We start from the raw sequence: 12,747 nt of genomic DNA, 5'->3' as shown, positions 1-12,747 counted from the left end.
ATAAAATGATATTTTCTTAATTTTTTGTTAATTATTGAATCATACCCAGATCCTTGATACGCCGTTCGAAGTTCTCACGATTGTCAAGGGCACCGTTCTTGATACGGGCGCGATAGTTGTATATCGTGTTGACCGAATAGTGCAGGAACTCAGCTATTTTTGATGAGTCTTCGATACCGAGTCGTATCAATGCAAAGATTCGGATTTCGGTTGTCAGTCGATTATCCTCCTTGGGCTTTATCTGCATATCTGGCTGTAGAAGGGCGTTAAAGTCATTGACGAAGTTCGGGAACAGATGCAAGAACACCGAGTCGAAGTTCTGGTATAGTTCCTCCAGCTCCTTCTCTTTTAGCTCTGTCGACTTCGACATCAGGAACAGATCTTCCAACTCCTTGTTCTTCATCTTCTTGTTCACCATTTTGCGATAGTTGTCAAGTTTATCGATATACTGTGAGCAGAGACTCATGAACCGTCCGATATACTCCTCCTTTACCCGGTTACTCTCAGAGAGTTGAGAGTTGAGGGTTGAAAGTTGGGCATTCAGGGTTGAGAGTTCTTTTGTCTGTTCGGCCAGTTGACTGTTAGCGGTGGCCAACTCGTCGTTCTTTCCTTTTAAAGCCATTCGTGCCGTATCGAGCTGACGGTTGCGGCGATGCAGGAAGAATAAGACACCTAACAGTAACAACAGCAGCACACTGATTGCTCCCAGCGTTATACGCAACTGGTTGGTAGTGTGTTCGCTTTGCGACTTGTAGTTCTTGGCAATATGTGTGAGTAGAGGTGCTATCTGCCAGTTACGTTGGCGCGAACCATAGCGATTGGCGCAATCACTGGTAAAACTGATGTAGCTGGAGGCCTTGTCGATATAACCGCTAAGCATGAGTTCATTAGCTAATTCCCACATAGAACCTTGGTCCATGGCTGCATTGCGGATGTCGGCCAGTACTGATTCTACCAGCCAGTGTATCATCTGTTCTTTGTCGCCTCTCAACTTGAATTCTATGTAACGGTATAGGGCTACCATTGCGTAAGGATGGCTACCTGGTTCTACGGTTTTCAGCCACTCATCGTTAATGCGCATACCTTCATCTAATTTCCCCTCGCCTTGTGCTTGCTGTTCGCGTCGCAGGAAACAGGTCTCGTAGGTTGGTGGGAGGAATTGGAACATGAGCTGTTTATAGCGGTTGGCTTGGGCTTGGTACCTCTGTTTCATGTGGTCAAGTCGTGTATAGTAGGCCAGCTCGCTATATACATTATTATAAGCTTCGTAGTAGATGCCGAGCGATAACGTGTCTATACCTGTCGGACGGATAGAATCCAGGATGTCGAGTGCTTCATCATACATGCCGATGTTTGCACATCTGATAGCCATCAGCGCACGGCATTTGACCGAACTTGAAGCATCATCCATACCATCAGCCAACTTGATGCACTCTCCCAGAAAATACATGGCGGAATCGCTTACAAATGGTTTGTAAAGTTCATATAACTGGAAATTCCGCTCGTATTTTTCTTTAGCATTTGCTCCTAATGCCAGTGCGTGCCTTACTTCATTGATTTTCTTCTCATGCGCAGCTACATAGTCGGCCGAATGCTCTATTGCTTCGTCTATCTGGCGGCAGTATTCCTCCAGATCTAATTGCTTGTCTGCCAACATGATGCCGGACATCATCAGTAATATGCTAATTAGTAGTCCTTTTTTCATTTCCTATTTTAGTATTTTTCCTTTATGCACTGTCATCATTAGTTGTATTGTTTTGGGTGCAAATATACATATTTTTTAGGAAATAATAAAAAAAAGCCTGGAAATATTTTTATTCCCAGACCTTTTTTGTGTAATCCTGTAACAATCTTTCTTTTTTTTGGAACTACTAATTACTAACTAATATCAACTATGTATGTACCTAAAATTAATACTTATGTATGAGTATGAAATCTATCTTAGCTGGAATGTGCATTTGGTTGGGAGCTGGTTTGAGGCTGTACCGATCAGGGCTTCGAATTGTCCTGGCTCGGTGCGCCAGTTGCTTGTTGTCTCGTCGTAATAACTGAGTGCGTCGGTACCAATGGTGAGGGTTACGTTGCGTGTCTCACCAGGCTGGAGGCTGACTTTCTCAAAAGCCTTGAGCTCCTTGACGGGACGGTCTATTGTACTCCGCTTAGAGGAAATATAGAGTTGTATGGTCTCGCTACCAGCCCGTTTGCCGGTATTAGTGACGGGTACTGTGAAACTGATCTGACCACCTTCAGTGAGCTCTGCTTTATTGGCTGTGGCTTTACCTAACTTGAATGTAGTATAGCTGAGTCCATGTCCGAATGCGAAGAGCGGCTTAATCTTTCTGCTGTCGGTCCAGCGATAGCCTACATAGATACCTTCTTTATATTCCTCGTCAATAATCTTATAATCATCGCGCCATGTTCCGGGATAGCTGCCTGTGGCGTGGGCGCCGCATTGGTCGAGTGATGCATACCAGGTGAATGGCAGTTTGCCTGATGGATTGACATCGCCTGCGAGAACGGATGCGATAGCTTCGCCTGCTTCAGAACCGATGAACCAAGCCTGAACCACTGCGGGAACCTTCTGGATCCACGGTAGGGTAGCACCATTACCAGAGATGTTGACGTAGACCAAGCGGGGATTCACTTTGAGAATAGCCTCAATGACCTCGTTCTGAGCGTATGGCAACTCGTAGTTCTTGCGGTCGTGACCTTCGCAATCCTGATGGTTACTCTTGTTAAGGCCTCCCACGAAGATAACGACATCTGCTTGACGAGCCTTTTCTACTGCCTCGGCGGTGAGCTCTGCCTGCGAGCGGGTTTCGTAGAGTGAACGACCTACAGTCACACCATTGTAACTCTGAACGGTGTCGCCTACGTAACCTCGGACATAGTCAACATCGATACCTGCGAAGCGAGCTTTGATACCGTCGAGGGGGAGAATCTCACGCTGTGCTTTGAGCGATGAGGATCCTCCACCAACGGTCATCATTTTGATGGCGTTTTCGCCAACAACCAGAACCTTCTTGGTCTTTGTCAAATCAAGTGGCAGCAACGTTTCGTTTTTCAATTCTTTCATCTTATCATTCTTCATAAGAACGATGCCCTCCTGGGCGATTCTAAGTGCTGCCTGATAGTGACTCTCAGAGCAAAGAAATCCGTAAGGTTTCTGTCGGTTCATTGTTGTACGATAGAACAAACGAAGCACGCGACGAACTTTTTCATCGAGCTCCTTTGTGCTATATTTGCCCTCTTGAATCAGTTTTTTGTAGGGCAAAGCGAGATAGTAGTTGTCGTAAGCATTGGTGGCACCCATGGTAAGACCATCGGTCCATGATCCAAACTCCAGGTCAAGACCATTATTGATGGCCTCCTCGGTGTTGTGACAACCGCCCCAGTCGCTGATGACTACTCCATCAAAGCCCCAGTCCTTTTTCAGGATTTTGTTGAGCATGATGCTGTTATGGCAGTTGTGCTTACCTTTATATAGATTGTAGGCACCCATGATGCTCCAGGCACCACCCTCCTGAACCGCCGCCTTGAAAGCGGGGAGATAAATTTCGTGGAGCGCACGATCAGAAATGACTACATTAACCTGATGGCGATATTCTTCGTCGTTATTCAACGCATAGTGCTTGACACAGGCTGCAACACCTTTTGACTGGAGTCCCTGTACATAGGGAACAACCATACGTGAGGCCAACCAAGGGTCTTCGCCCATATACTCGAAGTTGCGACCGCCCAGTGGTGTGCGGTAGATGTTTACACCTGGGCCTAACATAACATGTTTATTTCTGTAAAGTGCCTCTTCTGCAAGACTTTCTCCATACAGACGCGCCAACTGGGGATTCCATGTGGCAGCCAAGCAGGTGAGTGCAGGGAATGCAACACATGAATCGTTGGTCTGGCCAGCCTGCTCCCATTCATCCCAAAGTACATCAGGACGAACACCATGAGGGCCATCGTCAGTCCATAAATCAGGAAATCCAAGACGTTTAACACCAGGGCTGGAAAACTTAGATTGCGCATGAATCACGGCAATCTTCTCGTCGAGCGTCATACGGCTGAGAGCATCATCGATGCGCTGCTCAATGGGCTTAGTCTCGTCGAGATAAGCTGGCAGACTCTGAGCCTGCGAAGTGGCTGAAGTCGTCATAAGCAACAAAGTTGAAAACAATAGTTTCATCATTTCTACTTGGGTTTTAAGTTTCCGACTGCAAAATTACAATATTATCAGATACGCACAAGGTTATGTAACAAAACAAGTGGAGAAGTTACGCCTTGTATAAAGCGTAACTTCTTGCATTTTAGATAATTACGATATATTTATACACGGGAAAAAGTGGATGAAATATAGTCGTAAGGTACCTTATTTCTTCTCTACGTTGAGGATTCCATTGGCAATACCGGCGCTCAAATCAATGGTAAACTCGAAGATGTCGCCTTCTGTGAGTGTCACACCGTCCTTCAGGAAGATGTTACCATTGTCGCTATCTGCTGCATTTACACGGAACCAATCGTTGTCAGAGTCGAGGTGGTACTCTCCACCCTTACCATTGAATTCTATACCCCAGGTGGGTTGACCGAAGAACTTGAAGTTGATGTCGCTGGCTTTGAGTTGCTGACCCACGGTAAGGGTGATGCGATATTTCCCCTTGGCGATAGGAGCCATGCACTGATCCCAGTCGGGGTCGGTCCACCAGCTTTTGTTGTTGCCTGAGTTGAGGAAAGGCTTGTTTACGCAATCGCTACCGATAATCCAAACAGAACCGGTTCCATCTGCCTGTAGTGTGGCTGGTTTACCCTCGTCGTTAACAGGATAAACCTGTACGTATTGATAGTCGGCATAAGCTTTAATAGCATACTGACCGTTGATGCAAAGGAATGTATAGGTGCCATCACCATTTGCTTTCAGGAAGTCGGGATCGATGTACCAGTCATTATTTACGATACCATCGAACTGCAAGGTCATTCCTTTCTTGAGTGACATGATTTGTGGGTCTTTGTCAGCCAGTGTCACCAGTTGTGTACCCTCACCAGCTCCTTTTTTGATGGTGAGTGGCGCATTTTGCGTGCCACCTGTCAGATCGATAGTGAAGATATAGGTATCGCCCTCGTTCAGCGTGACACCCTCTTTCAGATAGATGTTACCATTGTCGTGACCATTACCATCACCTACGCCGAATACATCGCTGTTGCAGACTAGTGACTTCTCGCTGCCGTCGCCCTTGAACTCGACACCCCATGCAGGTTGTCCGAAGAACTTGAAGTTTATATCAGTAGCAGAGAGTTGTTTGCCAACAGTGAGGGTGAGCTGGTAAACCTTATCCTTAATCTGAGCCGTTGCCTGATCCCATTCAGTACCTGTCCACCAACCATTGTTGTTGGATGAGTTGAGGTAGGGCTTATTGATGCCGTTGCCGCCAATCACCCAGATAGCACCAGATCCGTCAGCCTGTAGAGTGGCAGGCTCGTCGGCTGTACCGCTATATACTTGCAGGAACTTATATCCATTATATGCAGTCAGTGTATAGGTGCCGTCGATAGCACGGAACACATAGTTGCCGTCGTCGTTCAGTTCAAAGAAGTCGGGGTCGATGAACCAGTCTTCATTAACGATACCACCGATAGTGTACTCGCGTCCTTGTTTCAACTGACGGGTCATCACGTTATCTGACTCTGTGAAGTTCAGAGGCTGAATACTTATTTCTTCATTAGGACCATAGCTATAATCACAGATGTTGAAACTTACGGTTACGTTACCTGTTTCGTTAGTGACGAAGTCTATGTTGCCTTTCTGTCCCAGCTCAATCTCAGAACCATTACTACCAAAGCTCCACTTCTCATCCTTGGTCATGAAGTAACCTTTGAAGGCGTTCTGTTTGGTGTTTATGGTAGCAGTATAAAGGTAGTCGTCGCCCTCAGTCATATCGAATGCAGTACCATCATCGGCTATAAACTGTAGTTCTGCGAGGTGTGGACGCTCTACTGTAAGAGGCACCTCGACAATCGTCTTTGAGGTAGTCACATTCTGTAGCGTGAGACGTACGGTTGCATCGCCGTTGGGAATGTACTGTAGGAAGGGTACGTTGAGATTGACAGTGTAGTCGCCAGCTTCCTTGGTACGAATAACCACTTCGTCAACAGACTCGTTGGTGAACAGCAGTTCGGCTTTGAGCGTAGAAAGACGTTCACCAGTCTTGTCTGTACAGTTGACATCGAAAGAAACCGTCTGTCCCATTTCTACACTACCCAAGGCGCTGATGCCAATCAGGGGATCGCCCTGCTGTACAATATTCTTATAATCTTCGTTGATACACGAAGAGAGCATGCATAGTGCTGCGCCCAAGAGCATGCTACCTATTTGAGATATCTTAGTCTTCATAATTATCTATTATCAATGATTCTTACCATTTGCATGAAACAACCGACTGGGCAGGAACAACGGTACGGAAGTGGTTCTGACCATCGCTGATAACGGCTGTGATGTTCTCATCGGAATTGTTAAGAACAACAGTTGCATAGCTGCCGTCAGGGTTGCGGAAAGCTGAGTAAACCAACCCGTTCTTAGTGAGTGAGCGCTGGGTTACACCGATGCGCTGGGCATCAGGGCGAACGACGCTGGCCATGTGAGAGATAACATAGTAGTGTGAATTGCGGGTGATTGTCTTATAGTCCATTGATATATCAACAGCGCCAAAACATGTCTGACAACCACCATCCAGGTTGGGTCCCATGTTCATATCGAGCATCAGGTTCCATACCAATACGGCCTTACACCACTGGTTTACGGTTCCCAGTGTGACATTCTTCATGTCCTCCATCAGACGCTTTGACAGATTACGGCCATCGTTCCATGTTCCGATACTCGACTCAGAGAAGATGAGTTCCTTGTCGGGTGCCTGAGTGTGGATATCGGTGAGCTCTGTGTTTTTGCCACCGTAGTCGTGATATGCTGAACCTACCACCAGCTCAGAGCCCTCGAACTCGTTGCCAAGTGCATTGTAAACTTTAACAGGATAGTCCTGCTGATCCTCGATATTATCATAGTTGTAGTTATGATCGAAGAGATAAATCTTGGTTGCGATACCATTCTTCTTGAATGCAGAGGCGAGTTCGGCTACGAATGGAGCCTCTTCCTGCCAAGGCATATAAAGCGAAGCGCAGTTGGCCTTATTCAGAGGCTCGTTTTGTGGGCTGACAGCATAAATATTGATGCCCTGCTGCTTCATAGCAGCAATGAACTTTACAAAGTACTGGGCATAGTCCTTACGATAGTCAGGGTTCAGATGTCCGTCTGTCCAAGAGTCGAAAGGCTTCTTGGTGTCGATATCAGCAACCTTCATCCACTTTGGACAAGTCCAAGGCGCAGCAATGATTTTCACATTGGGGTTGATGTCTAGAATCTCCTTCAGAATGGGAATCACATACTGTGTCTCGTCGGTATAGAGTCGGAAGTTCTCCAAACCGGGCTCATCACAGAGTGAGTACTCGGTCGACGAGAAGTCGTTGCAACCAATACTGATACGGGCATAGCTAACGCCATAACCCTCAGTTTCAGAGTATGTCTGCTTCAGGAAAGCGGCACGATCGTCAGCACTCATCTTGAGCAGGTTGTAACAAGTAGAGTAGGTGATGGCGAATCCGAATCCATCCATCGTCTGGAACTGCTGTGTAGGATCAACGATGATGGTTGATGGTGCCATGTTGTTACCATTGAAGATCTCAGCCTTAGTCATATTGAGAAGCTGAGCGCCACTGCCAGTAGTGGTGTAAATCGTGGCAACCTTACCAGCAGGCGTTGGTTCACTACCCTGACCTGCAGGGCGAGGACTATCATCGATAGATGCACTGTTTGTGCAAGCTGTTGTTGAGAGCAACAGTGCGGTGGCTATGCTTAATATTGACATATTTGTTTTCATTGCTTTAATTCTTAACTTCTTTACTACTAAACTTCATAATTCCTTTTAATATCCAGGATTTTGTTCAAGATTAATGTTCTCGTCGAGAGCAGTCTGTGGCAGAGGCAGCAGATAGGAGTTCTCGTCGAAGGTGCGCTTCTGAGCCAGACGGCCAGCGTCCTTGGCATAGACGGCATTCATGTATTTCTCCACCTTGCCGTTACGACAGAGGTCGAACCAGCGCTGTCCTTCGAAAGCGAGCTCCAGACGACGCTCGTGGAGTACTTTCTCAACCATATCACCTGATGTGTCGATAGCCTTCAGACCAACACGGCTGCGAATCTGATTCACCAGTGCGGCTGCTTCCTGTGTCTTGCCCTGATGAGCATAGGCCTCTGCCTCCATCAGCAGGATATCAGCCAGGCGCAGCTTGTAGCGGTTCTGGTATGACGAGCGACACTTGTACATGAAGGGGTAGTGCGAAGCAGGGTAGTAGTTGTTCCAGGTGCACTCATAGTACACTACACTCTCGTTGAAACGCACCTCGTCGCCTTCCTCGGTGAAGTCGCGGATCAGGTCGCGTGAGGGCGTGATCCACTTGGCCCATGTGAAATAGTACTCATAGTCGTCGAGCTGGCGACCGTACATCCAGGTCTCCCAGTTGCCATTACCTGTAGAGTAGTGCACCTCGAGGATACCCTCGCTGGTGTTACGCTTCACACAGTCCTTCTTGTCCGCATCGTAGCCAAAGAGGGTGGCATAGTCAGCCTCGAGTGTCAGGCCGGCTGTCGCCTTCACCTTCTCTGCATATTCAATCACCTTGTTATAGTCCTGCACAGGGCGCTCAGCATACACCTTGGCCAGCAGAGCCTGAGCCACGGTCTTGGTGAGCAGCGTACGGTCTGTATTCGAGAAGTCGGGTGCATCAGGCAGTGCCTCCTCCAGGTCTTTGATCACCTGCTGGTAGCACTCCTCCGTGCTCTTCTTGGGCGGGTAGTAGGTGGGATAGACATCCTCTACGTTCTCGTTGGTGATAGTCTTGGCAATGCTTGTGATTACAGGGAACGAACCCCACAGACGTGCCATATCAAACATCACAAGGGCACGGAAGATTTTACCTTCGGCTTGCCATTGGCGACATTCTGCATCGCTTACCTGATTCTTGGCACGCAACTCGTCGAGTCCGTTAATCAGTACATTAGCCTGTGCGATATCTGCCAGGTAGCGGGTCCAGTCGCGGCTCAATACAGAGTTTGACGCATCGATAGAGTTGGTCTCGTAAGGCACCACCTCGGCACCTGTCGTTCCTGCATAGGCATTGTCAGAGTGTGCCTCGGCAATGAGCAGCATGTCGAGCGACCAGTGCTCCTGACGGTTGCGCAACAGCTCATAGAGGTTCTTGCGCTGGTCGATGGCTGCCTGTTTGTCTTTCAGTACGGCTGCCACGGTATCGGTGAGCACACCCTCAGTCAATTCTGTAGGATCAGAGATGGGGTCCTGGTCGAGTGAGCATGAGATCATCACGCCGCTGACAGCACAGCCCAGGATACCTGCACGGATATATTGATAGATATTGTTGTTCATAATTCTGTATGCTTAATTAAAATTCAACTTTCAAACCAATTGAGAACGACTTGCAGAGTGGGTAGGTACCCCAGTCGAGACCTTGTACGGCACCGCTGTTACCATTCTGGTTCACCTCTGGGTCCATACCTTTGTACTTGGTCAGGGTGAGCAGGTTGGTGGCCGACATATATGGCTGCAGCTTGGTCAGTCCAATACGCTTAATGATATGGCGGGGTACATCGTATGAGAGCGATACGTCCTTCAGGCGCACGTATGAGCCATCCTCGAGGAAGTAGGTGGAGTTATGCATCTCGAAGCCAGCCTTGGGCACGTCGGTGATCTGTCCGGGCACGCGCCAGCGCTCCAGCACACGGGTGGTCTGGTTCTTGCCATCGTACATTCCCTCTGTCTCCATGCGACCTACGTTATACACATCGTTACCATAGCTGCCCTGGATGAGTACGCTCAGGTTCAGACCTTTATAAGAGAAGGTGTTTGTGAGACCAAAAGTGAAGTCGGGGTTAGGATCGCCAATATAAGTGCGGTCAGATGCAGAAATCATGCCGTCGCCATTCACGTCGCGGTACATCAGTTCGCCAGTCTCAGGATCTACACCATCGCTAATATACCCCCAGAAACTACCCAATGGGCGACCTGGCGTGTTGCGTACCACAGCCTCTTTGATAAAGTCGGTGGTGGTGGCGGCGTAGTAAATCTGTGTCAGCTTTAGACTCTTCAGCTCGTTGCGGTTGAACGATATGTTAAAGTCGGTATTCCAATTGAAGTTCTTGCCAACAATGTTCTTTGAACTCAGGGTAAACTCGAAACCCTTGTTCACAATCTCGCCGCCGTTGTAAGGCAGTGAGTTAGCAGCTGCCGAACCTGTAGGCAGTGTAATCCACATCAGCATATCGCTGGTCTTTTTGTAATAGTAGTCGGCATACAGTGTCAAGCGGTTTTTCAACACAGTAATGTCAATACCAAGGTCGGTCTGTGTGGTTGTCTCCCAAGTAAGCTCGGGATTAGAGAGTGAACTCTGGCTGCGGGTTGGTGTGGCATTCTCATCGTTGCCTTCGCCAAACCACTGAATGCGGTTGATGTTGTATGAGGCCAGATAGCTGTTGTTGCCCAGTCCGCTCTGGTTACCGGTCTGTCCCCAACCGCCACGAATTTTCAGGTCGTCAATCCAAGAGATGTTCTTCATAAACTTCTCTTGAGTAACGCGCCATGCTGCTGAGAATGAAGGGAAGTAACCCCAACGATGACCAGGAGCCAGTTTCGATGAACCATCGGCACGCATATTGGCGGTGAAGAGATAGGTGTCGTTGAGATTATACGACAGACGTGCAAAGTATGACTGCATAGCCCAATGGCCTGCCCACGAACCAGTGCCTGTCCACGAAATCTTGTTGGCGCCGTTCAGTGTCTTGATATCTGCATTGGCGTAGTTCGAACCGTTAATCCAGTTGTTAGAGCTCTTGTCGCTTGTGCCTGATGAACCCAGCATTACATCGAAACCGTGAGCACCGATATTCTTCTTGAAGTTCAGGATATTATCAAAAGTAAGTGTGGTACGGATGCTACGTGCATCGTAACCTGTACCGTTTGTATTGCGTCCATAGAGTGTCTCGAATGGATCGAGGAAGTTCATGGTTGTCCCCTGCGTGCGTTCCATCGACAAACTTGATGAAAATGTGAGCTCAGGCATGAAGTAAACTGTTGCCTTACCTGTGGCAATCAGCTTGTTGTAGTTTGAACGGTTGTCCTTGGTACGGGCAATGTTATTCAGTGGACTGGTGATGTTTACGCCATAGAAATTATCGTTGTACTGACCTGGATTCTCAGGATCCCAGATGGGAGCATAGGTGGGCGTGTTGATAACCGACATCAGCACACCACCACGGTTAGCACCATTACCAGAGATAATACTACCACGATACGTATAGTCGGAATAAGTTACGCTGGCGTTCAAACGCAACCACTTGCGCAGATCATTTTCTACAGCAGCACGGAAGTTATAACGCTCAAAGTCGGTTTCCTTGATGACACCGTTCTCACGTGTGTAACCGCCCGACAAGTAGTAACGTAGTTTGTCGGTACCATTGGTAATCTGCAACTGGTAATTCTGGACAGCACCTGTACGGAAGGTCTCCTTTTTCCAATCGGTCTGGTCTTCCAGACCTTCAGGCAGTTTTACCAGACCGATTTCGTCCATCAGTTCCTTATACTCCCAGGCGTTAAGTACTTTGGGCGTATGGTTTACCTGTGAAAAAGAATAGTGTGCGTTCAAGCTCACCTTTGCTACACCCTGTTTTCCCTGTTTGGTGCTGATAATAATCACACCATTGGCAGCGCGGCTACCATAGATGGCTGCACTTGATGCATCCTTCAGAATCTGGATGTCGTCGATATCATCTGCTGCCAAGAAGTCGATATCCTCGAAAGGCACACCGTCAACTACATACAGAGGGTTGTTGCTTCCATTCAGTGAAGTAGTACCGCGCACACGTACGGTAGGGGCACTACCAGGTTGACCATTAGCCTGTGAAATCTGCAGTCCGGCGGCCTTTCCCTGCATACCCTGAGCGGCTGATACAATCGGACGGTTCTCGAGGTCTTTGGTTGATACACTGCTTACGGCTGTAGTGACATCCTTTCGCTTTACTGAACCATAACCGATGGCAACCACCTCTTCCAGTAGATTGCTGTCGTCGGCAAGTGTCACCTTCATTCCGTTGGCGGCTTTAACCTCTTTGGTCTGATAACCAATAAATGATACGCGCAAGCGTGAACCTGCTTTCACGTTGAGCGAGAACTTTCCATCGAGATCGGTAGCCACACCATTCGATGTGCCAATCTCAATAACCGAAGCACCAATCACAGGTTCTCCCTGTGAGTCAAATACCGTACCCTCAATCTTCTGCACTTGTGAGAAGGCAGGGAGGGTAACCAGTAGCATCAGAATCATGAGCCAGCTGAATTTGCCAGACTTAAGAATTCTTCTTTCTTCTTTTTGTACCATAATTAATTTGTTAGTTACTTAAGATTTTTTGGAGTTATTCGTCTCTGGGTGCAAAATTAAGCATAAAAATAATATGCATGTGGGTAATCAAGGCGATAATATAGATATGTTTGTTGTGGTATAAAATATAAGTGTTTGATAATCAGATGATAAGTGTTGCTGTGGATATTCTGGAAATATAGATAATTTTAGAGGTTTTTATATGAAATATCAGGATATAAATTTGGTCGTTTCACAGAAAATTTGTATTTTTGCATCATC

General features: G+C 47.5%; 6 protein-coding genes. All 6 read right to left on the bottom strand.

Annotated elements, in window-relative coordinates:
- Nucleotides 1–31: 31 nt before the first annotated feature.
- Entirely contained in the window at nucleotides 32–1,705 is a 1,674-nt protein-coding gene (locus T495_RS0108535) for a DUF6377 domain-containing protein (RefSeq protein WP_033148327.1), read from the bottom strand.
- A 231-nt stretch (nucleotides 1,706–1,936) separates the two neighbouring features.
- On the bottom strand, nucleotides 1,937–4,186 hold the full coding sequence (locus T495_RS0108530) for a glycoside hydrolase family 3 C-terminal domain-containing protein (RefSeq protein WP_033148326.1): 2,250 nt from the start codon (nucleotides 4,184–4,186) through the stop codon (nucleotides 1,937–1,939).
- 180 nt (nucleotides 4,187–4,366) lie between these two features.
- Nucleotides 4,367–6,382 carry a DUF5121 domain-containing protein gene (locus T495_RS0108520; RefSeq protein ID WP_081832062.1) on the bottom strand — a complete coding sequence of 672 codons (2,016 nt, stop codon included), beginning with the start codon at nucleotides 6,380–6,382 and terminating at the stop codon, nucleotides 4,367–4,369.
- 22 nt (nucleotides 6,383–6,404) lie between these two features.
- On the bottom strand, nucleotides 6,405–7,907 hold the full coding sequence (locus T495_RS0108515) for a glycoside hydrolase family 30 beta sandwich domain-containing protein (protein ID WP_231495076.1): 1,503 nt from the start codon (nucleotides 7,905–7,907) through the stop codon (nucleotides 6,405–6,407).
- Between the two features lie 57 nt (nucleotides 7,908–7,964).
- Nucleotides 7,965–9,482 carry a RagB/SusD family nutrient uptake outer membrane protein gene (locus T495_RS0108510; RefSeq protein ID WP_033148324.1) on the bottom strand — a complete coding sequence of 506 codons (1,518 nt, stop codon included), beginning with the start codon at nucleotides 9,480–9,482 and terminating at the stop codon, nucleotides 7,965–7,967.
- Between the two features lie 16 nt (nucleotides 9,483–9,498).
- The gene (locus T495_RS0108505; RefSeq protein ID WP_051651948.1) at nucleotides 9,499–12,486 is read right to left on the bottom strand and encodes a TonB-dependent receptor; all 2,988 of its coding nucleotides are present in this window, start codon (nucleotides 12,484–12,486) and stop codon (nucleotides 9,499–9,501) included.
- Nucleotides 12,487–12,747 lie beyond the last annotated feature (261 nt).

The organism is Prevotella sp. P6B1, from assembly GCF_000702825.1.
GTDB lineage: Bacteria > Bacteroidota > Bacteroidia > Bacteroidales > Bacteroidaceae > Prevotella.
This window is presented reverse-complemented; position numbering and strand designations above follow the sequence as displayed.